The organism is Legionella qingyii (assembly GCF_003990155.1).
GTDB classification, from domain to species: Bacteria; Pseudomonadota; Gammaproteobacteria; order Legionellales; family Legionellaceae; genus Legionella; species Legionella qingyii.
In genome coordinates this window covers 149,628-171,114 of sequence record NZ_RZGX01000004.1, presented here as the reverse complement: position 1 = coordinate 171,114, position 21,487 = coordinate 149,628, and the positions used below count along the sequence as shown (strand labels likewise).

Sequence of the window (21,487 nt, the reverse complement as noted above, 5' to 3'; positions counted from 1 at the left end):
AGAAGCAATGTTGCATGAACTCGAACGTCTCGAGTTACTCCTTGGATTTATTTATTCGTTCTAATTTTTTCGATTGCGCTCGTAATCTTATAACGTAATAATACATTCTGAATTCAACTAGCCGCAAACATGTTGTGTTTGTATGGCTTTATTTCTTTAAGGATGATAAATGAAACAAAAACTGCTTATTGGATTTACAGCTGTCTCCCTGACTTTTGCAAGTATATCGCATGCTGATTTTACTTTTTATTCTGGTTCAAGTAATTGTGAAGATATTCCTGGAAATTGGAGCGGATCAGGTAAGGCTTCTAATTGGTTGATAGGGGAATGTGTCTATAATGGAGCAGGAACCGTAGGGGCTTTGGATAGTGCTGGCAATTTTCCCATTGAAGTGAATGCAGACAAACGTTCAGGAAGTATTATGTGTCCAAGACATAATACCACGAAACTGCGTGGGATTTGTGTTAATGGAACAGTGACCATTAAAACAGAATACGGTAACTTGAATGGTATTTTTTCAAAAAATTCAGGAAGCGCGAACGGAAAACTTACTGTTTCTCCAGGCATGGATGTCGATGTCGCTATTCAATTTAAGCGTGTTGGTTAAATGGTTTAATCGATCAGTAGGTGAGAGGCGTAAGCATTTACGACCTAATTACTGAGCTGCTGTATTTGGCACATCTTGCGCGAAAATAACGCTTCGGAGGCCTCATATACTAAATGTATGCTGCATTTCCTCAGCATCACTTTCGCGTAACCTGCGCTCCAAGATTCAAGTATAACCCCTGAACGATTACGCTGGGGCGAAATTTAGTAGTCTTGATCTAAATTTCACTTCACTGCGCCTAGACTTACTTTATAGCAATAAGCGCCTTTTTAGTTTAATGATTTTTTTAAAGTCACTATGTGCTGATAGGCTTCATTTATTCGTTCCTGGCTGATTTCTCCAGATTTTACTTTGGCTTCAATTATATTAATGACTTGAACTGGATCTTGTGTTGGAACAGATAAATTATTACCAAACATCAGCATATCTGCCCCAGCATTGATAGCCAATACTAAAGCTTGTTCAAGTCCATAATTATCGCTAATCGCCTTCATTTGCATATCATCAGTGATAATAACCCCTCGGAAATGGAGCTGATTTCGGAGAACATCAGTTAATATTTTATGGGATAGAGTTGCTGGCATGCCCGATGGATCTAATTTACGGTTCACAATATGCGCTGTCATAACTACACCACATGCCTCAGGCGAGTTCAATAAGAATTCATATGGTTCTAATTCATCAGTTTGCCAAGTATCTGTAACGTCCACAAAACCCAGATGTGAGTCTCTGGTAGAGCTACCATGTCCAGGAAAGTGTTTATAAGCACATTGAATTTTTTGATTTAAGAAATGATGAGAGTAAATGCTCGCATAGCGTATGACTTGCTTGGGAGCCCTCGAAAAACTTCGATCTTTTTTTCCAATAACTGGATTATTAGGGTTAACATTTACATCCAGTTCTGGGGCAAAGTCTAAGTTAAATTCTGCCATTTTTAGAGTATGAGCCATAGATTCAGCAGTAGTTCCTGCTTCTTTAGGGCTTCTTTTGCCGACCTCAGCGGCTGACAACGTTTTAGGAAATCCATATTGCGCTCCTAAACGATTGACTTGCCCACCTTCATAATCTATAGAAATTAGAAGAGGTAATTGTATGCGATGATGTTTTAAATTACCTTGTTTAGCAAAATATTGGAGTTCCTGATTCAGCTTTTTTACTTGTTCTGGGTTTTCAATATTTTTGTCAAACGTTTTTGTATGGTAGTTGTAGTCAAATAATATGACGCCGCCAATATTATTATCCTCAATTATTTTTACTATTGAGGATTGAGCATTAATTCTTTTACCCTCAAAACCAACAAGAAGCATTTGGCCAATTTTATCGCGTAAATTCTCTTCGGTTGCAATACCACCGAAACAGCTCGCGGAGTAAAACAAAGTGAGTAATAATGGAAAAAAATAATTCATATGTGGCCTGTAAGTTTACCAAAAGGCTAAAATTTTACCACTTAGGGCTGTTTTTTTCAATCTGTAGCTTATTTTGTCTCAAATAACCTAGGGTATACCTAAATGATGAGAGTTGCTATTATCTCTCTAATACATAATTAAATAGTGTAGGTATATGCTATGACTACCGTGAGTGAATACTTTAATGAGAATTGGCAACGTTATCAAAGCGCGATTAAAAATAACATGTTATTTCATCGGGAAATGTTGCAGGCGTTACAAAAATTTCTCTTGACTCATATAGGAAATCGCCCTTTTTCTTTTGTGGATGTTGGATGTGGCGACAGCAGTACAGTTGTTTCTGTACTTGCAACCACTTCCATCGAAAAATATATAGGCATTGATGCAGCACAAGATGTTTTAAAAATGGCAGAAAATACACTGGATCCACTTAATTGTGAAAAAGAGTTCATTGCAGATAACATGACGGTCGCTCTTCCTCGTTTGCCAGGTCCAGTCGATGTGATTTTCACCAGTTATGCCGTTCATCATTTATCCTTACACGATAAAAAAAATTTCATTGCTACATGCAAACAAAAATTAAACCCTAATGGCTTTTTGTTAATGGTTGATGGTGTTCTCAAACAGGATCAGACACGGGATGAATGGTTGGATGCTTTGCAATCACGTATGGTTGAAACCAACCCTGAAATCACTGGTGATGAGATTGTTGCACGGATGGAGCATCCGCGCGCTGATGATTACCCCGAACACATTGATACCTTTGCGCAAATTGCCCGCCAGCAATCTTGGAGTAATTTTCAAGTCCTTGTAGACAAGGGAATATTTGCTTTTATGACCTTTACTAAATAACCTTTTTGCCTGGATGTGGCGCAGCAAACTCGGGGATTATTGGAGCATTCCATAATCCCGGTACAGAAACTATGTAAACAATTGAGCTTTTATTGCATTTATATAGATTTTATCAATTATTCCTATAATCAGTGATGCAGGGCCTGAAGCACCACTTGAAGTTGGTCCAACGCATTCGGCATAAAAATGCACTGCATTTTTAGCAGCTAAAAATGGATCTTTGATTACAGAATTAAAAACACTAATAATTGCCGAAAGTAAATTACTTATCCCAGCTACTTTTTGCACCAGCTCAGAATCAAAATTAAATTGATCGATTCGATCTGCGCTGACTACTAGATGTCTTTTTCCACTGACAACCACTGATAGATTATATTTTTTTGATAATGATTTCGCATTTTCTATTATTACTTTATCTTCAAGAAGATGGTTGCTATCTTGGATTACTAGGTCGCCAGTCACCAAACTGGCAACTTCATTAGGATAGCCACGAATAATTGAAATTTGATGCTTTTTTATCATGTCTATTGCAACATCTGTTCGGTATCGACTTGCACCCGCTCCGACCGGATCTAAAATAATAGGAATATTTTGCTGGTTTGCTATCTTACAGATGTAATTACTTAGTTTAACAAACGCATTATCCAATTTACCTAGATTGATCACCACGGCTTTGGAAATTCCCAATAATTCTTCAACTTCCTCTTCTGCGCTACACATTAATGGGAATCCACCGATACTACGTATTCCACTTGCTACATATCCCATAGGAAAATAATTGGTGATGTTTAATATAAAAGGTTTTTGTTGTCTTATTTTCCTTAAGGCTTCATTTATTTCAGGTGTCATGAAAAAGTCCATTTTTCAATAAGGTTAATTGAAATTACTTTAGCGCACTTTTTGAATTACAACTACTGAATTGATGAGTCAAGTAAATTCTTAATACTACATACAGTGAGTATGAAAAGTACAGTTCATTTAACAGGTGATGGTTTGCTTTTTCAAGTAAGTCGAACTAAGTTTAAATTCTATGGACGGAATTTTAATCTCAAGGAGAGTATAAATGTCAAAACATAATAAATTTAAAAATGAGTCACAAGATGCACGTCGCCATGATCAACAACATTCTGCTCATTCTGATAAAATGAAACCTACTCATGAAAAATCTAAAGTAGAATCTCATCCTAATAAGAAGAAATAAATCAAAATAATTGTTATGATACAGGCCTTACCTTGCGCAAAGGTAAGGCCAATTGAAAGATTATTAATAGCAACGTAATTGACCCCAAACATTTCGCCAGCAGCCTGGATGATATGGAGCTGGTCTTGCATTAGGTCCTGGGCTATTGAGTACGCACATACCATACATATTCCTATGATATCCATGTCCGCATCCTTGAGCTGCGCTGGCGATGGACGTATAACCTACAGCAAAGAATAATGAACCGACTATAACAGTTGTACGTATTATTTTTGAAATACATGAACTTGTACTCATTACTTCCTCCTTGGTTTTACTTTTTTTTTTACTCAGCTTAAGTATAGAGTTTATTTTTTGAAATGTATAAATCTAAGCCAAATATATATATTCCGTTTCTATGTGGTTTGAAAAAAACCAAATGCCCTCGTTAAAATAGTGCTTTTTGACCCGCGCATATTCTAAGTACATGTTTCAAATTCCTACCATTCATCATCCCATAAGCTTAATTGTTTGCATGCTCCTTCTTCCTTTTTACAAAACTTCCTTATTTCTAAATCATGAGCGGGTTCAATATTTAACTGATATTTTTTTTACAAGCAAGATGAAATCGAGTTTTTAAAAGATTGGCGTATTCTCCTTCGCCACGCATACGGATTCGGAGAGAGTCATTATGACTAATTACCGATTTGGAATGTTCGGGGAATAAAAATGTTTCTAAAGGAGGAAGGATATCTTCTTCTATATCCCAGCCATCAGCAAAATGCTCACGTGTTTGTGGTTCAAATCGGCCATCTGGATTACTAAGAGCACCTCGATTTTTAATGGTCTGAGTGGGTTTCATAACGACAGGGAATAAATCAAATGCAGGCTTATTGTAACATATGCTCAAAGAAACAGAGGGAATGAATCGCAGACAGTTTTATTCTATAGGTCGGTTTATTACCGAGGCGGTCATTCTCGAAATGCAGGTTAGTTTTTCTTGTTCATTAAAGATTTTAACTTGCCAAACTTGAGTGGAACGTCCCAGATGAAGAGGGGTGGTAATTGCTGTAACTATCCCTTCTTTAACGGAGCGAATATGATTGGCATTTATTTCCAAACCGACACAAAAAAATTGATTCACATCAATAACTGAGTTTGCTGCTGTACTGGCTACTGTTTCGGACAATGCGACATTAGCACCTCCATGAAGAATACCTATAGGTTGCCTGGTGCGTTCATTTACGGGCATGGTTGCTTTTAGGAAATCATTGCCTATTTCAATAAATTGGATGCCAAGAAATTCAGACATAGTATTTTGTCCAAATCGATTGAGATCTTCCAGGGTAATTTCTTTAAACCATATAGCCATTTTTAACTCCTTTTTATTAGGGGCTTTTTCATTTCTACTATTATGTTTGCAAAATGTAAAATAACCTAAAATAAGATAAACTTTATTTATCCAAAAACCAATAAGAAATTTTTATGACAAATCAAGCATGTATGAAATGTTATATTTCGGGAAAAGTCCAAGGAGTATGGTATCGCGCCTCAGCACAAAGAGAAGCAAGGAAGTTGGATATTACAGGATGGGCGCGAAATCTGGATGATGGGCGCGTAGAAGTTTTTGCTTGTGGTAAGGTTGACAAGTTAAAACAATTTTATGCATGGTTAAAGGAAGGCCCCCAATTTGCTGTTGTAGATGAATGTACTTATGAAGAATTCATTTGGGAGGAATATCAAGGGTTTGATACCTTTTAAGTAAAACTTAATCTACCTGGGTGCAGCGAAGCGCTTTCACCCAAGTTTAGAGTATAACTTAATAAAATGTTCTATGGATTCAATTAATCGAAAGACCTGATCGGGTACAAATATTTCAAGTTGTGCAAAGACATGGATCATTCCTTTAAACTCTTCTAATTCAACAGAAACTCCTAGGCTTTCTATTTTTTTTGCAAAAGCGATTGCTTCATCAAATAGAGGATCGTATTCAGCAGCTGCAATATAGCAGGGTGGTAATAATTCCAAATGTTTAAAATACATTGGTGATGCTTGAATTCGATCTGCACCATTTTTGAAATAATTGTCAAAATACCATTTAATTTTTTCTCGTGTGAGTAAGAAACCTTCTCCATTGCGTTGATATGATTCATAGTTCATAGAGAAATCTACAGAAGGATAAATTAATGCTAATCCTTTAATCGCATGATCACCTTGTTCTTTCATTTGATGGCAGACCGAAAGCGCTAAATTTCCTCCAGCACTGTCACCTGCTAAAAAAACTTGTTGGGTATCTACTTGAAACTCTTTGAGTAACTCAACTCGTTGTTCAAAAACTGAGATACAATCTATTAGTCCTGCTGGATATGGAAATTCTGGAGCTAAACGATATCCAACAGAAATAACCACAGCATGACTGGTAACAGCAATTCGCCGGCAAAGTGCATCATGTGTATCGATACTTCCAGATAAATGTCCACCACCATGAAAATAAATAATTAAGGGTAATTTTTTTTGTGGCGCTGGATGATATATTCGTGTCGTTATCTCATGTTCAGCACATTGCAACACTGGATTGCTGATCAGAGGAACAAATAATTTGGGAAGGGCAAAAGCCTCAGCTGTCTTTTCAGCAAGATCACGCACTTCCTCAGGTATAAAGACAGCAGGTTTTGTATTGGTCAAATCCAAAAAATTTTGCAGCGATTGTGGTATATGACCATTTACCATTGCTGTCTCCCTCCACTGAGCTAAAGAGCCAAATATTTAATCTGAATCACCTGATAACACTAACTTATTATTTACTTTTAGAGTTTTTATCAATAATAGCCCAACAACAAGCAGCCAAACGATACTTAAAATAATAATAAAACTTAATAAAGGATTGACCATCAGATAGCCCATAACTATGACACCGAGTGTTGCAAAACACATATTAACAAAACTCATCATCGCTGCAGCACTGGCTTTGTCGCTCAGCGCATTAGAAGCAACAAATGAACCGCCTGAAAATAGGAAACTACTAAATAAATACAGGCTGGCAGTAATTAGGAAAAACCATAATGAAGATTGACTTCCAGTGTGCCACATCATCAATAAATTAAGTATCCCAAGGGCAACGCCAAAAAAGCCAATGGCAATGAGTCGATTTGCTGAGAAACGAGCAAGTAATTGTTTGGCAAATAATCCTCCCAAGAGCATGCCAACAATGTTGAGAATATTCCAATAACCATACTCCGCTGCCGAGAGTTTCAATAGTTCTTCTGCAATTTGAGGTCCCGCAGCAGAAAAACAATAAGATATTGCTGAACAACAGCCTACTACTAATGAAAAAATTACCAGTTTAGCAGAAGCAAGAGCAGCATAATAATCACGGATGATCGTCAAGACATGTATTGATTTGGGCTGAGTCAATGTTTCACTAAATACACAAGTTCCCCAGAGCATGATTAATCCATGTATAAGCAATATCCAAAAACATCCTTGCCAGTGAAGATATTCAGTAACTAATCCACCAATTACCACAGCGATTCCAATGCCAAGAGCAAAGGACAATACAGAATATGCCATAGCAGTTTTACGCTGAGTTTCGGGTAACCATTCATTAATTAACATGAATGTACAAGCGAGTCCGCTGGCAGCACCTAAAGCCGTTATTAACCGTCCCCCAACAAGCAACCAATAACTTCCTTGTAACAATGCGAACAAGCAAACGACGATTCCAAGTAAGTTAATCACCAGTCCAGTGCGTAGAGCCTTTAAACGTCCATATCGGTTAGCAAGTGGTGCATAAACTAATTGACCTGCTACATAACCAATCAAAAAAGCGGAAACTATCCATTCGATAATGCCCGGACCTAAAGCATATTCAGTTTGAATTTTTGGTAAAGCAGGGGTGATAATCGCTGCAGAAACTGATGCAATGGAAATGTAGTTAAGCAACCAAAAAAGATTAAATGAGGATGTTTTTTCTGTTGCACTCATGACTGTCCTTAAAGTGACTTTAAAATAAAGGGGGTTTATTGTAAGCGCTTCTTCATCTTAGTCAACATATTTCTTGGGAGTTAGTGTTTGTGATTCATCATGGAGTGGTTATGATTATAAACACAAAATGTAAGTTTAGGTTGATCTTATTCTATAGGTGCTTTGCGGAATGTCCTGACGGTTTTGTTTGTTTTATTCTCAATAATTTCACCGCGAATATCATCAAAGTGGCTATTAACTTGAATTAACATCCAGGTATAAAGCTTATCGAGATCATCTCCTGTTTGGGTCGCGACTCTTTCTTCTTTACAGTAAACATGTGCAGTAAATTGCTTGCTCATTTTAAGAATCCTTTGATCCAAACTTATATATAAGCTTAGCTATTTTTATCGGATTCACCACGTTATAAAGGGATATATTGAACTATAATTTAAATAGGAGAGTTATATATCAGGAGATTGTTATGGGTACCAATTTTTTAGCAGCAGTACTAGGTTGGTATCTGGTAATTGTGAGCCTGCTTTTACTTGTACGACGTGACATTGTAGTTACCGCAATGAGGGAATTGATGTCGCAACGAGCTGTCATGTTAGTTGTTGGTATCATGACCTTAATTATTGGATTATTAATGGTTCTTAGTCATAACGTATGGGTAATGGGATGGCCTGTCATTGTTACAGTTTTTGCTTGGCTAATACTGATTGGCGGCTTATTTAGGCTCTATTGTCCAGATACCGTATATAAAATTTGGAATAGAGTGATAGATAAATCGGAACTATTTATCACGATTGCTGTCATCACATTAATCATTGGCCTATTTTTGTTGTACAAAGTTTATTTTGGTTGATGAAATGATATAAGCTTGGGGAGCAATGAATCCTCCGAGTTTATTCTGTATTTCGCAGCTATATTTTGAGCCGCTTGGTGAAACGGCTCAAATAAGTTTGGACTAATTAATACATAAATGATCCAAGTGATGCGGATTCAGATCTGTACTCACTATAAAAATATTTCATATCCTCATAAAGCTCCTTTAATTCTTCTACATCATACATTCCTCTTTGAGCTTGTTTGTTTAACTGAATGTATGTTTCAATAAAATCTTCTATTTTGTATTTTATTTTTAAATCGCTCAGGTCTTCGGTTTTTTTGATTTCGATAATGAAATCATCCAATTCAGTTTTAATTTTTTCATACTCTTCTTTGCTTCCTAGAATTTTCACTTTAGTTTCTGATTTATTAAGGGATTGATACAATAAATAGAGTGCAAGCAAGCCAATGGGAACTAAAATAATAACTCCAAGATATACACCTGAAAGATCTGTATGAGATTGCTCATTTTGCGCACGACATACAGGCATATCCTGATCGACACAGGCTGCTATGGCAGGTGGTTGCTCTGCTGGGAGTCGGCATATCGATATTTCGGAGTTCAAGTTGGGAGGGCAAATGTCTACAGGTTGATTTTTGTTTGACTCAAAAAATGAGGGTCGTAGTTTAGGTTGGTGATGAGGTGGTTGCTGCGATTTTGGTTGTTGTAATAGCTGTAATTTTTCAGGTTCTTTGGGGGGATTCAGCCCTTTGATAGAATATTGAAATGAGATCCAGCGGTGCATCGAATCCATTAATGCATTTAATTCCTGAGCTTGTCCGGCAAGTGTTGCGAAATCAGTATCCTTCATTTTAGGACCATTTAAATGAGCAATAACATAATTGACTTGTTGTTTTAGTACTTGGTTCGTTTTGGAAAGATCCACTGTTGTGGACGGAAATTGTGCCAATGTATCTTGATTTGCAATAAAGGTATTTAACTTTGTTTGCTCAGAGGTTAACCATTTTTTGATTAAGGATAAATTTTGTTCCTCTTGAATCGCTTTATGATATGCATTTGTATTAGCGTGGATAACTTCTTCAATATGAATTGAGGATTCATCAATAAAATAGTCAATTTGTTTCAGTAATAAAGATAATTGCTCCTTAAATTGAAGAACCGTATACACTTCGCCCGCTTGCCCTAATAGATCCATAGTATGAGTAATGACTTTTTGAAACTGGTCGAGTTCATTTAAATCCGTTATTGCTTTAGCATAATTATCTAATACGTTATCTTGCATATTTACTAATTGGAAATCAGGACAGTTTTTAAGTTGGTCCGCTGTTAGGTGCAATTTAGAAATAGGGCTATCTACGATTGCGGTTGAACTTTTCCCACATTCTTTTACTGCTTGAGTAGGGTAGGCTTTTAAATCAGCAGGTTTATCGATTGCGAAGGTATAGGGATGAGGATTAACCGGATTTGCATTTAGAGCAAAATGCAATACTCTGTTCCGCGTGGTGGATAATTGTTCAATCGTTTTTGATAATTCGCCAAGGCGATCTCTTAATAATTGTGATTCAATTCTGTGGGTTAATTGCGGCTGAATTTCATCATCAATTGTACTGCGGAAATTGGCCAAAAATAATCGATCCGAACCTACAAACGGAGAGATATTTTTTTCAATAGTCCGTACGTAACGAGTGACTAACTCTAGTTGCTCGCTTGTTTGCTTGATATTTGGATTTTGACTTATTCCCTTCAGTATATGATTAAGATCCAACAAGAAGAAATTCATGGGTTGATTTAAATGATCTTGGCGTAAATCCTGATTTCTTAATAATAAATAATCACCAGTTTTTTGCATTAATTGATACAAAGCAGACCATTGCAGGCGTTGACTATCAATAGGTTGGACATGAAAATCATCTCGGGTTAAAGCGTGACGCGTCTTGAATGCATTAGAGTAAAACCAGGAATGCTCATAAACATTGATTAAAGCCTGGGAATCATCAGCGAACCAGGAACTGGGGTTAGCTAAATAATCAGGATGAATCCCTGAGTTGGCGCGTGCTTTAAGTATCCATGCTCTTTGCTCTAATTCTTCCTCGGTATAACAGGACTCTGAATGGAGCCAAAAACGAGAATGATGAGGTTGGGGTTGATATGACGCGTAATACTCCTTTTTTTCCTTTGCCATACTTCTCACTCCTTGAGATTTAGAATAACCGGAAGGTTATTGTACGGATGGTAACTAAATAGAATATTTTTGAGCCAATTAATTTGATAACATTCTTTAGGTGAATATGCAACAATAAGAATTGACATTTGGAATTGTGGTGCAGCATTCGGATTTTTGTTAAATTATATTTTTTAACTTAAATGAGTAACTTATGCCTTCTTTTGATATTGTCTCTGAAACAAACATGGTTGAATTACGTAATGCGGTTGATAATGCTGTGCGCGAAATGGGTACGCGCTTTGATTTTCGGGGTGTAGAGTCAAGCATTGAACTTAAAGAACTGACGGTGACATTACGAGCTGAAGCAGATTTTCAAGTTAGGCAATTAGAGGATCTATTCCGTAATCATTGCAGTAAACGCAATGTTGATGCTTCGGGAGTGGAAATAGAAGATGAGCCAGTGCACAGTGGAAAATTTTATTCCTTAAATATGACTTTTAAGCAAGGAATCGATCAACCAATAGCTAAAGAGATTGTGAAATGTATAAAAGATTCCAAGATTAAGGTTCAGGCGTCTATTCAGGGAGACAAAGTTCGTGTAACAGGTAAAAAGCGCGATGAATTGCAAGAGACAATCGCTCTTTTGAAGAAATCAAACATCAAATTGCCATTGCAATATGAGAATTTTCGAGATTAATTTTTGAAATACTGTCAGAAAAATTTTCTTCTATAAAATGGGGGAGAAATAGTAAGCCCCTCATCCGTTTTGTCGGCACCTTCTCCTCAAAGGGAGAAGAGACATCTGTTTGTTGAATAAAAAAACTCTATTAGTATAACTCGGTTAGTTGAATAAAAGGTTCCCTCTCCCATTATGGGTGAGGGAGATAGATATCTTAGTTTAATTCACAATTTCATCAATTTTGGCAGAAATCCTTGCTGATAAATAAGGATCTTTTTTTGCCAGGCCACGGGCTACTTTAAGTTGAGCTACCGCTGCTCTTTTTTGTCCCTCAAGAAGTAAACATTGAGCCTGAGTAAAATAGGCATAACTTTTTTGATGTGATTGCGCTTGGGCTCGAGCTAACTCGCGACACAAAGGAAGATCGTGTTTATATTTTCTGCTTCCTTTAAGCAAGATACCGGTTGCTTTCTCATTTTGATTCGCAGCCAACAAACCTTGAGCGTATGCCATAAGTGCAGCGTAATTGTCCGGATAGTTTTTTTGTATTTCTTCTAATCGAGAGAGTGCTGCTTTATGTTGGGACATTCCTGTTTCAGCTTGCGCCATAGCAATTTGAAAATAGAGATTATTATTTTCTGCCAATAAAGGAGTCAAAATAGTAGCTGCTTTTGCATAATTATTATTATTAATTAAGGTAAGGGCATGGCCATATTGACAGGCATGGGCGGGAGTTCTTTTGTTGCATTGATGCTCATAATAATCAAATAACGTCTTAGGATCTTGAGTTACAGATGTGCGGATTAATTCCTTAACTAAAGGATACTCAGGAGAATCTACATGTTTTTGGGGTGAAGATTGTGCGATACGGTTTTCTGCTTCAGCTATCCTGTCTCCATCCAGCGGGTGGGTACGTAGAATGGCAGGTACGTTTGCTGTGTAGTAATAACGTGAATTTTCCTGCATTTTTTTAAAAAAAGCAGCCATACCTTTGGGGTTATATCCAGCTTTAGTCAACATATCAATACCGATCCTATCCGCCTCTTTTTCTTTGGAGCGGGTAAAATTGATATTGTCTTGTGAGAATCCTGTTAAGGCTCCCATCATTCCAGCCATTCCAACTGTGGGATTAATTACTCCTAAAGCAGCAGATGCCAGTATGGACGCAAGCATAGGAACACGCATTTGTTTTTGATGTTCGATCATTCTGTAGAGATGATGCAAACGTACGTGTGCGATTTCATGGGCCATTACCCCAGCAAGCTCACTTTCAGTACTGGTGGTTAAAATAAGTTGTGAATTGATACCTATATGTCCACCAGGACCTGCAAATGCATTGATTTCATTTGATTTTACTATAAAAAAATCAGGTGTTTTAATATGACCCGCATGAGCAAGGTTTTTCCCAATGCGATTAATATATTGGCTTGCCAATGGATTTCGTTCTACGCTTTCTGATTGATTGATTTGTTGCACGAATTCTTTTTCCAGTTGTTCCAACTCACTGGTTGAGAATGGAGACAGACCTTCGGCAAAAGAAGGCTGGGCAAAAATACTCGCTAACAGTATCCAACATATGCTTTTCTTAATTTTCAATTTAATCATTAGGCTACTCAAAAATTGAATAATTTGTTATCATTCACACATCGTAACTACTCATCCTCTCTCGTTATCCCGCCGTTTGTCCTTTGGGATTACGCCTATTTAGTGTTGAGCAGTTACCTTGCATCATAGAAAGGTACTTAAACAATGCACAAAAAGTTTTTGCTCGCAGCACTTGAACAGGCCCGGATTGGACAAGGCCATTGCGCCCCTAATCCCTGTGTTGGCGCGGTTGCTGTGCAAAATGGAAATATTATAGCACAAGCAAGTCATGGAGGTGCAGGGACTCCGCATGCAGAACAATTATTGTTAACACAGATTCCTCCTAAAATGCCAGGGGTTTGTCTATATATTTCTCTTGAGCCATGTAATCATTGGGGAAGAACACCACCTTGTGTTGATGCGATTATTAATCATGGAGTGGAGGAAGTTGTTTTTGCTTATTTGGATCCTAATCCAGTTGTAGCTAAAAATAATTCCTCAGAAAAATTACGTGCCCATGGAATTAAGGTGACGCATTATCCTGTAGATGAAATTACCGAATTTTATAAAAGTTACTCCTACTGGACTGTAACCAAAAAGCCAAGAGTAACAGTGAAAATTGCGCAAACGCTAAATGGTAAAATTGGACGCTCGGTAGGGGAGCGTGTTATTTTGTCGAATGCTTTATGTGAAGAGTTCACGCATCAAATGCGTGCTGCCGCGGATGTGATTCTTACTACTGCCAAAACAGTGGGTCTGGATAATCCCAAGATGAACGTGCGTTTAGGCCAGGAAGAACAGGCAAAGCCTGTTGCAATTATTGATAGGCAGTTGAGTCTTGGCCTACAATCTATAATTTTTTCAACCGCGGCTCATTGCCATGTGTATCATTGCAATGAGCGAGAAGTTTCTTATCCTAACAGTACTTTGCATTTCATGCCCATGAAAAATGGAGTAATGGATTTAGATGCTGTGATCAGCCATCTTGGTGAGCAGGGATATCATGATGTTTGGGTTGAAGCAGGAGGGGCCCTTTTTAGTGCACTGCACCAAGAAAGGTTAGTTCATCGAACTTATTTATATATTGTTCCAAGTATTTTGGAGCACGATGCAATTTCAGCATACCAGCAGAGTGGGATATTTGACCGAGCGCATACTATTTCTTGGCATGCTATGGGCGACAATATGATAGCATGTCTGGATTGGCTGGAGGATTAAATGAACACTGGATCAAATGAGGTCGCGTTATGAAGTATTCATTAGCTACAATAGAACACGCAGTGGAAACACTCAAAGCCGGTAAAATGGTTATTTTAATGGATGATGAAGATAGGGAAAATGAAGGGGATCTGGTTGTAGCCGCTGATTATGCAACGCCAGAAGTAATTAATTTTATGTCTCGTCATGGTTGTGGTTTGATCTGCTTGTCTATGGCTGATGAACTAATTGATAAATTACAATTACCAATGATGGCGCAAAACAATAGGTCTCCTTATGGTACTGCATTTACTGTATCTATTGAGGCCGCAGAAGGTGTATCAACAGGTATTTCCGCTAAAGATAGGGCTCAGACTATTAAAGTCGCAATTGCTGCTGAGAGTGGCCCTACTGATGTTATTTCTCCAGGACATGTTTTTCCTTTGCGTGCCAAGAAAAAAGGCGTTTTAGAACGTCCTGGACAGACAGAGGGTAGTGTTGACTTAGCAAAACTCGCTGGTTTAACTCCTGCCGCTGTAATTTGTGAAATTATTAACGAAGATGGCACCATGAGTAGACGTGATGAATTGGTTGCATTTTCCGAAAAATATAATATTCCTCTGGTAACGATTAAAGATTTGATAGAATATCGAATTCGTCATGAAATGTTAGTCAAAGCGGCTGCTTCAACACGTATTCCTTTGCAAGACAAAGGTGATTTTAATATGACTGTTTTTGCAAATGAACTTGATTGTGCAGAACATTTTGCATTGGTGAAGCCGCCTATATTTGCTAATCGCGCGCCTCTAGTGCGTATTCATTCGGAATGTATTACAGGTGATATTTTTGGCTCTTGTAAGTGCGATTGTGGCAATCAATTGGAACAGTCTTTGTCCCTGATTGCGGCTGAGGGTGGTGTTTTAATCTATTTACGCCAGGAAGGGCGAGGAATTGGTTTAGCAAATAAACTAAAAGCTTATGCCTTGCAGGAGCAAGGTTGGGATACCGTTGATGCGAATCATCAACTAGGTCTTCCTGCAGACAGCAGAAATTATGCAGTTGCCTATCAAATAATTAAATATTTTGGTATTGATGCAATAAGATTATTAACCAATAATCCATCAAAAATTGCTGCTGTTGAATGTTATGGAGTAAAGGTTATGGAGAGAGTGCCTTTAGAAATAGAACCTACTAAGGAAAGTCACAGATATTTAAAAACTAAGAAAGAGAAAATGGGGCATTTATTGGCGATAACTTAGGTCAGTGTTTTGATTCGTTTGTAGCCACGGTATATTGTAGCCTGGGTGCAGCGTAACGGAACCCGGGTCTTAATAAATCCAAGTTCCGTTACGCTGCACCCAAGCTACAATGGAATCCGAATTCTCTATTTCTCTACTGAACAGTACTTAATTAGCAGGATACAAGGTCAATTATGACAAATTTTATTTTTATTACAGGTGGTGTGGTATCTTCCTTAGGAAAGGGCATTGCAGCTGCGTCGCTCGCTGCAGTTCTCGAGGCACGTGGTCTTAAAGTAACACTGATTAAGCTTGATCCCTATATTAATGTTGATCCTGGAACCATGAGTCCATTCCAGCATGGGGAAGTTTTTGTGACCAATGATGGTGCAGAAACAGATCTGGATTTGGGGCATTATGAGCGTTTCGTAAATTCAACTATGACAAAACGTAATAATTTTACTTCAGGGAAAATTTATGAAAATGTCATTAAAAAAGAAAGAAGAGGGGATTATTTAGGCGGAACGGTTCAGGTCATTCCCCATATTACTAATGAAATCAAACGATGCATTAAATTGGGTGCTGATGGTTTCGATGTGGCAATGGTTGAAATTGGTGGAACTGTAGGTGATATCGAATCATTGCCTTTTCTTGAAGCAATTCGTCAAATGCGAGTTGAATTAGGTTCCCAAAGAACTTTATTCATACATCTGACGTTAGTGCCTTATATTGCCACTTCTGGTGAGACGAAAACAAAGCCAACCCAGCACTCAGTAAAGGAATTGCGTTCTATAGGTATTCAGCCGGATATTTTGATTTGCCGCTCAGAAAAAGCTTTGCCTATGTCAGATAGAGCAAAAATTGCATTATTTACCAATGTGGAAAAAGAAGGGGTTATTTCGCTCGAAGATGCGCCGAGTATTTATCAAATTCCAAGAATATTGCATGAGCACGGACTCGATGAAATTGTTGTGAAAAAATTGGGACTTGATGTAAAACCTGCCGATTTAAGTGAGTGGGATCGTGTTGTGGCAATGAGTGCCGTTCAAACCGCGACTGTAAAAATTGCTATGGTCGGAAAATATATTGAATTGAATGATGCATATAAATCGATTAATGAGGCTTTACTGCACGCTGGACTTCATACTCAAACAAAAGTCGAAATTGTTTATTTGGATGCTGAGTTAATTGAAACTCACGGTGCTTCGCTTTTAGAAGGTATTGATGCGATTCTTGTCCCAGGCGGTTTTGGGGAGCGTGGTGTTGAAGGTAAAATTAAAGCTATCCAATATGCTCGAGAGCATAAAGTTCCTTTCTTGGGAATTTGTTTGGGAATGCAAACCGCAGTTATCGAATTTGCCAGAAATGTTGTTGGTTTAAAAGAAGCAAATTCTACTGAATTTAACAAAAATACCCCATATCCTGTCCTTGGATTAATTAATGAGTGGATGGATGCGGATGGTTCAAAAAAACTTCGTGATGAACATGGTGATTTAGGTGGTACAATGCGTTTAGGGGCGCAAATGTGCCAATTAGCAGAGGGTACATTGGCACGTAACGTTTATGAAAAACCTCAAATAATAGAGCGCCATCGTCATCGTTATGAGGTTAATAATAAATATGTAGAAAGCTTGGTTGAACATGGGTTGATTATCTCCGGACGTTCAGCAGATAATTCTTTGGTTGAAATGATAGAATTATCCGATCATCCCTGGTTTTTGGCATGCCAGTTTCATCCAGAATTTACATCGACTCCAAGAGCAAGTCATCCACTGTTTAAGCAATTTGTACTTGCTGCTCGCAAAAAACATCAAGGAAACAATCAAGAATGAAATTATGTGGATTTGAAGTAGGTATAGATAAGCCTTTATTTTTAATTGCTGGACCGTGCGTCATTGAAAGTGAAGAACTGGCTTTGGAAACCGCGGGTTATTTAAAGGAAATCTGCAAGCAATTGCAGATTCCTTTTATATATAAATCTTCGTTTGATAAAGCAAACCGTTCTTCTATATCCAGTTACAGAGGCCCTGGTTTTGAAAAAGGATTATCTATTTTAGAAAAAGTAAAAAATCAGGTGGGTGTTCCTGTTTTAACTGATGTTCATGAAGATACTCCATTGTTGGAGGTATCGAGTGTTGTGGATGTGTTACAAACTCCAGCGTTTCTATGCAGACAGACTAATTTTATCCAGAAAGTAGCATCGATGAATAAGCCTGTTAATATCAAAAAAGGGCAATTTTTAGCTCCTTGGGAAATGAAACACGTGATTGCCAAGGCAAAGGCATGCGGTAATGAGCAGATTATGGCATGTGAGCGTGGTGTAAGTTTTGGATATAATAATTTGGTTTCTGATATGCGTTCTTTAGCCATTATGCGAGAAACTGGTTGTCCTGTTGTCTATGATGCAACGCATTCGGTGCAGTTGCCGGGAGGAAATAATGGGGTTTCAGGTGGACAACGCGAGTTTGTTCCTGTTCTTGCTCGTGCTGCAGTAGCTGCAGGTATTTCAGGATTGTTTATGGAAACTCATCCTGATCCAGATAAGGCCTTGAGTGATGGTCCTAACAGTTGGCCTTTGGCTAAAATGAAACCCTTGCTGGAGTCATTAAAGGCGTTGGATAAAGTATATAAAAATACAGGGGAAATTGAGTAATCAATTTCTTCCTTCTACATCCCATGGGATTGGCATCATGCTATAATATATTTAAACCGTTCTTTTGAGCATATTATGAAAAAGTCTAAATGGCATGAAATTAAAAAGCTCGATACTCAAGAAAAATTGAGTAACGATGAAATTAATTATGATCCTATCGATACTAAAAAGGAATTAGATGAGATCGGGAGAATTTCTTATGATCCAATCGATACTCGACATGAAATGGAAGTTCTTACTAATACTCGCGTGGGTGCAACAGTTCTGCCTGCGCAACTGATGAACCAGAAAAATCCTTTAGATCCTATTGATACACCTGCTGAAACCGAAGATTTTGAGCCCAATGCCCCAAAACTTCGCTAATCTGTTACATTATTCTGATTTTTAGTCGCTTTTAATTGCTCACTATTTTTTAAATTTTTTAACCATTTTTTTTTCAGGGTTGGCTTTATGTAACTGGCGTAAAAACATGATAAATTGGGTACTATTGCCTTTATCTGCTTGCTTCCAGTAAACGCGACTTGTTCGCATGTTTAAAGCACCAAAAATTGTTTTCCCCCAGCGGCATTTTTCCGTATGAACTACTTTTGACATAAGGTTGATTTGAAAAATGTGTTTCATCCAAAAACAAGACTTCGATGTCTGACGGATTGTTTTGCTCAATCGACTCAACAATCTCATTAATACGAGATTTTTTTTCTTCTACACAAGGGGCATTTTTAGGTAATGTCTTAGAAAAACGTTTATAAACATAGCCCAGACGATTGAGCGATTTGACAATAGTGTTATCACACTCATAAGCCTTGTTTGCTGAACCTGTCTTTCAATACATTGATTTACCAACCCGCTTCTTGATAACCGTAGTCTTGAGGGACTGGCTGAGTAATTCTTCAAGCTGGCCTTCAATAGCAGGGGCTTTTTGCGCTGTGCGACCCGGTGGCTTTCTAGTTCTTAAACCTGCTGGCCCTTCTTGCAAATAGCGGTTAAGCCATAGTCGTATCGTAATGATGTTTCTGTCCAGGTAGCGTGCTATCTCTGGAGCCGATTTACCACCCGCAGACAGAAAAACATAGTGAGCTCGTTCACCAATATTCGTATTTTTTATAAGGCGAAGGCGCTGCAATTCGGAGCACTCAGATTCAGTTAAGGATATCCTTATCATTCTTTACACTTCAATTTATTAAAACGTGTGCCAAGGGTACATTATTTCTATGATTTGCACTGGATATTTAATGAGGGCTGCTTAGTTATGAATGAATCAATGCAGTACGAATTCTAAACTTACATCTGGCTGTTGCGTTACAAAAATACTTACATTCCAGCTTGAAATGACCAAGCAAAAGAAACCCCTGTATAGATTTGTTCTTGATGATCCAGATAAGTCATAAGCGTCGTGCCCTCCCAGATGGGTTGGTTTATTCCTTGATCAGTTAACTCAGTTTTATTATTTTCTCCATATACTTTCCATAAGCCATTGTGATGCTTGAAGCTCAGTTTCGTTTGATCATGGCCCAATCTGGCAAGAACATGTACCGATATTTTTAATTTATATTCTTCTCTAAGAGCAGAGGCAAGACGATTTGCAAAAGAAGTTATCGTTACGTTATCAAAAAAGGTTACTATCAAATAAATATCGGTAATAGATGCGGGTAATTTATTGATGATTAATTCATGTGCTAATAAATCTGGAAATAAATGATGAACATTAGGAATGTCGGCCATTAAATCAACAATGAATAACTTATTATCCTTAATCTGCTCATTCAATACATAGCCTTGTTTATAAACAACAATGTTTGATTCAGGCTGTTCTTTCGAGAGAGACTTCACAAAGTCTTTATTTATTTCATTATCTATTATCAGCATCATCATAGGATCACCATCTACTTAAGTTTAGGACTTTCAGCTTGAAACTCATCATTTTGATCACAAATACCTTTCAATTCCAGTAATGCTGCTTTGGTTCTCTTAGTTGCACATACTTCATTGGTTAAAAGAGCCACAACGCTGTTTTTAAGGGTGGAATCTGGTTTAAGAACTTCATCACGAAGCGAATATAAATCACTTAATTTCTTATCTTTAGTCTCGATACCAAGAATGAAATCCGGTACCCAACTGTCCTTTACTGAATGCTTTTCAATTTCCAACTCGGCAATTCTATTGTTAACAATAATAAGAGCTTGTTTTCTTGCTGCTGAAAGAGATTCTTCTAATTTAAATGAATTAGGAGTGATGCAATAGTTTTGATTGCTATCCAGAGCAACTCTTATATCAGGATATCTGCTGGAATCCTGGTAGTATTTATCATTAATATGCGTTTCAATATTCGTTCTATTTATCATGAGTTTGTACAATTCAGAACGAAGGCTACCTATACGCTTTTCTAATTCCATACTGTTTGCCCCAGCAGTTTGAGTTTGTAATTGTTTTAGTTCCGTCCTTATATCATTTATTCTTCTTTCAATAGGATCTGTTGCTTTTTTCATTTCTGCATCATAGGCATTCTTTTGTCTTGCAGGTAAATATCTAACAGTGATCGATTTATCAAAATTTGGAAGTAATTTCATTCCGCTGGCTTTTTCTTTTATAGCCAGATCATTGACTGCTTTAATCGTGATGTTTAGATAATTTTTCTCATAAAGATATTTGGCTACCTTAGTTGCGTAGTTTTGATTATTCTGTAGAAAACCAATCTCACAACCTATTAAATCAATGGTAACCTCTTTATCTTTGGACAAACCATGTTTTATGAGATTTTCTGCAAAGGCCTCGGGGGAGAGCAATTGTTCTCCAAACTGTTTCTGAGAGGCATGTCCAAAGCAAGTGATTCTGGTTTCCTCTTTAAGCAGGTCCTTTGAAGGTTGTTCCGTAAATTTCCCAATTTTTTCGTTATATTTTTTGGCAAGATTACTACCATGATAATTTACGGCATCGTCATTGGGATCCATTAATATAATCATTTTTAAACTGAACGTGTATTGGCATATTTAAAGTATAGACGTAAAGTCTATGATCGAAATGGCAGGTGGTTGGACACATGAATCTATGAATTATGTGTATCAGAAGAATAGGGGGATAGTTGGATAAGTATTCTAATGGACAAGAACAACC

Annotated in this window: 25 protein-coding genes; 11 read left to right on the top strand and 14 right to left on the bottom strand. The window is 37.6% G+C overall.

The window, feature by feature from the left end; genetic code table 11:
- The first annotated feature begins 169 nt into the window (after positions 1 to 169).
- Complete coding sequence (locus tag ELY20_RS04305; RefSeq protein WP_110141422.1) at positions 170 to 607, top strand: hypothetical protein; 438 nt, start codon at positions 170 to 172, stop codon at positions 605 to 607.
- A gap of 269 nt (positions 608 to 876) precedes the next feature.
- Here ELY20_RS04305 and ELY20_RS04300 read toward each other — a convergent pair whose 3' ends face one another.
- A complete protein-coding gene (locus ELY20_RS04300; protein ID WP_110141423.1) occupies positions 877 to 2,013 on the bottom strand; it encodes a glycoside hydrolase family 3 N-terminal domain-containing protein in 1,137 nt (378 codons plus the stop codon).
- 159 nt (positions 2,014 to 2,172) lie between these two features.
- On the opposite strand from ELY20_RS04300, the gene ELY20_RS04295 reads away from it, so the two are divergent.
- Complete coding sequence (locus ELY20_RS04295) at positions 2,173 to 2,865, top strand: class I SAM-dependent methyltransferase (protein ID WP_110141424.1); 693 nt, start codon at positions 2,173 to 2,175, stop codon at positions 2,863 to 2,865.
- Positions 2,866 to 2,934: 69 nt separating this feature from the next.
- Here ELY20_RS04295 and ELY20_RS04290 read toward each other — a convergent pair whose 3' ends face one another.
- A complete protein-coding gene (locus ELY20_RS04290) occupies positions 2,935 to 3,714 on the bottom strand; it encodes a hydroxyethylthiazole kinase (protein ID WP_110141425.1) in 780 nt (259 codons plus the stop codon).
- A 214-nt stretch (positions 3,715 to 3,928) separates the two neighbouring features.
- Between ELY20_RS04290 and ELY20_RS16855 the strand changes: the two genes are divergently transcribed.
- Positions 3,929 to 4,066, top strand: coding sequence for a hypothetical protein (locus ELY20_RS16855; protein WP_165831566.1), 138 nt, complete (start codon positions 3,929 to 3,931; stop codon positions 4,064 to 4,066).
- 63 nt (positions 4,067 to 4,129) lie between these two features.
- On the opposite strand, the gene ELY20_RS04285 is transcribed toward ELY20_RS16855, so the two are convergent.
- The 3 genes from ELY20_RS04285 to ELY20_RS04275 all read right to left on the bottom strand — a co-directional run bounded on the left by ELY20_RS04285 (position 4,130) and on the right by ELY20_RS04275 (position 5,417).
- Positions 4,130 to 4,363 carry a GCG_CRPN prefix-to-repeats domain-containing protein gene (locus ELY20_RS04285; protein ID WP_110141426.1) on the bottom strand — a complete coding sequence of 78 codons (234 nt, stop codon included), beginning with the start codon at positions 4,361 to 4,363 and terminating at the stop codon, positions 4,130 to 4,132.
- 277 nt (positions 4,364 to 4,640) lie between these two features.
- On the bottom strand, positions 4,641 to 4,907 hold the full coding sequence (locus ELY20_RS04280; protein WP_233590487.1) for a hypothetical protein: 267 nt from the start codon (positions 4,905 to 4,907) through the stop codon (positions 4,641 to 4,643).
- A gap of 78 nt (positions 4,908 to 4,985) precedes the next feature.
- Complete coding sequence (locus tag ELY20_RS04275) at positions 4,986 to 5,417, bottom strand: hotdog fold thioesterase (protein ID WP_110141427.1); 432 nt, start codon at positions 5,415 to 5,417, stop codon at positions 4,986 to 4,988.
- Between the two features lie 113 nt (positions 5,418 to 5,530).
- Between ELY20_RS04275 and ELY20_RS04270 the strand changes: the two genes are divergently transcribed.
- Positions 5,531 to 5,806 (top strand): acylphosphatase, encoded by a 276-nt coding sequence (locus ELY20_RS04270; protein ID WP_110141428.1) that lies wholly within the window; start codon positions 5,531 to 5,533, stop codon positions 5,804 to 5,806.
- Between the two features lie 36 nt (positions 5,807 to 5,842).
- On the opposite strand, the gene ELY20_RS04265 is transcribed toward ELY20_RS04270, so the two are convergent.
- The 3 genes from ELY20_RS04265 to ELY20_RS04255 form a co-directional block, all read right to left on the bottom strand.
- Positions 5,843 to 6,775, bottom strand: a complete 933-nt coding sequence (locus ELY20_RS04265; RefSeq protein WP_110141429.1) for an alpha/beta hydrolase — start codon at positions 6,773 to 6,775, stop codon at positions 5,843 to 5,845.
- A 36-nt stretch (positions 6,776 to 6,811) separates the two neighbouring features.
- The gene (locus tag ELY20_RS04260) at positions 6,812 to 8,029 is read right to left on the bottom strand and encodes an MFS transporter (RefSeq protein ID WP_110141430.1); all 1,218 of its coding nucleotides are present in this window, start codon (positions 8,027 to 8,029) and stop codon (positions 6,812 to 6,814) included.
- Between the two features lie 146 nt (positions 8,030 to 8,175).
- Positions 8,176 to 8,370, bottom strand: a complete 195-nt coding sequence (locus ELY20_RS04255) for a hypothetical protein (protein ID WP_110141431.1) — start codon at positions 8,368 to 8,370, stop codon at positions 8,176 to 8,178.
- A gap of 122 nt (positions 8,371 to 8,492) precedes the next feature.
- On the opposite strand from ELY20_RS04255, the gene ELY20_RS04250 reads away from it, so the two are divergent.
- Positions 8,493 to 8,876, top strand: a complete 384-nt coding sequence (locus ELY20_RS04250; RefSeq protein WP_110141432.1) for a hypothetical protein — start codon at positions 8,493 to 8,495, stop codon at positions 8,874 to 8,876.
- A gap of 106 nt (positions 8,877 to 8,982) precedes the next feature.
- Here ELY20_RS04250 and ELY20_RS04245 read toward each other — a convergent pair whose 3' ends face one another.
- A complete protein-coding gene (locus ELY20_RS04245) occupies positions 8,983 to 11,043 on the bottom strand; it encodes a hypothetical protein (protein WP_110141433.1) in 2,061 nt (686 codons plus the stop codon).
- A 193-nt stretch (positions 11,044 to 11,236) separates the two neighbouring features.
- On the opposite strand from ELY20_RS04245, the gene ELY20_RS04240 reads away from it, so the two are divergent.
- Entirely contained in the window at positions 11,237 to 11,722 is a 486-nt protein-coding gene (locus tag ELY20_RS04240; RefSeq protein WP_110141434.1) for a YajQ family cyclic di-GMP-binding protein, read from the top strand.
- A gap of 201 nt (positions 11,723 to 11,923) precedes the next feature.
- On the opposite strand, the gene ELY20_RS04235 is transcribed toward ELY20_RS04240, so the two are convergent.
- The gene (locus tag ELY20_RS04235; protein ID WP_110141435.1) at positions 11,924 to 13,309 is read right to left on the bottom strand and encodes a M48 family metalloprotease; all 1,386 of its coding nucleotides are present in this window, start codon (positions 13,307 to 13,309) and stop codon (positions 11,924 to 11,926) included.
- A 144-nt stretch (positions 13,310 to 13,453) separates the two neighbouring features.
- Here ELY20_RS04235 and ribD point away from each other — a divergent pair, with 144 nt between their 5' ends.
- The 5 genes from ribD (at position 13,454) to ELY20_RS04210 (ending at position 18,739) form a co-directional block, all read left to right on the top strand.
- Complete coding sequence (ribD, locus tag ELY20_RS04230) at positions 13,454 to 14,506, top strand: bifunctional diaminohydroxyphosphoribosylaminopyrimidine deaminase/5-amino-6-(5-phosphoribosylamino)uracil reductase RibD (protein ID WP_110141436.1); 1,053 nt, start codon at positions 13,454 to 13,456, stop codon at positions 14,504 to 14,506.
- A 29-nt stretch (positions 14,507 to 14,535) separates the two neighbouring features.
- Entirely contained in the window at positions 14,536 to 15,744 is a 1,209-nt protein-coding gene (gene ribB / locus ELY20_RS04225) for a 3,4-dihydroxy-2-butanone-4-phosphate synthase (RefSeq protein ID WP_110141437.1), read from the top strand.
- A gap of 173 nt (positions 15,745 to 15,917) precedes the next feature.
- Positions 15,918 to 17,555: a CTP synthase gene (locus ELY20_RS04220; protein WP_110141438.1), complete on the top strand. Its 1,638-nt coding sequence runs from the start codon at positions 15,918 to 15,920 to the stop codon at positions 17,553 to 17,555.
- Positions 17,552 to 18,376 carry a 3-deoxy-8-phosphooctulonate synthase gene (gene kdsA / locus ELY20_RS04215; protein WP_110141439.1) on the top strand — a complete coding sequence of 275 codons (825 nt, stop codon included), beginning with the start codon at positions 17,552 to 17,554 and terminating at the stop codon, positions 18,374 to 18,376. The genes ELY20_RS04220 and kdsA overlap by 4 nt, the downstream gene beginning before the upstream one ends.
- Before the next feature lie 75 nt (positions 18,377 to 18,451).
- Positions 18,452 to 18,739 (top strand): hypothetical protein, encoded by a 288-nt coding sequence (locus ELY20_RS04210; protein ID WP_110141440.1) that lies wholly within the window; start codon positions 18,452 to 18,454, stop codon positions 18,737 to 18,739.
- Positions 18,740 to 18,781: 42 nt separating this feature from the next.
- On the opposite strand, the gene ELY20_RS04205 is transcribed toward ELY20_RS04210, so the two are convergent.
- The 4 genes from ELY20_RS04205 to ELY20_RS04190 all read right to left on the bottom strand — a co-directional run bounded on the left by ELY20_RS04205 (position 18,782) and on the right by ELY20_RS04190 (position 21,324).
- The gene (locus ELY20_RS04205; RefSeq protein ID WP_110141441.1) at positions 18,782 to 18,970 is read right to left on the bottom strand and encodes a hypothetical protein; all 189 of its coding nucleotides are present in this window, start codon (positions 18,968 to 18,970) and stop codon (positions 18,782 to 18,784) included.
- Between the two features lie 229 nt (positions 18,971 to 19,199).
- Positions 19,200 to 19,538, bottom strand: coding sequence for a helix-turn-helix domain-containing protein (locus ELY20_RS04200; protein WP_110141442.1), 339 nt, complete (start codon positions 19,536 to 19,538; stop codon positions 19,200 to 19,202).
- A gap of 149 nt (positions 19,539 to 19,687) precedes the next feature.
- A complete protein-coding gene (locus ELY20_RS04195; protein ID WP_110141443.1) occupies positions 19,688 to 20,248 on the bottom strand; it encodes a hypothetical protein in 561 nt (186 codons plus the stop codon).
- A gap of 11 nt (positions 20,249 to 20,259) precedes the next feature.
- Positions 20,260 to 21,324 (bottom strand): hypothetical protein, encoded by a 1,065-nt coding sequence (locus tag ELY20_RS04190; protein ID WP_110141444.1) that lies wholly within the window; start codon positions 21,322 to 21,324, stop codon positions 20,260 to 20,262.
- Between the last annotated feature and the right edge of the window lie 163 nt (positions 21,325 to 21,487).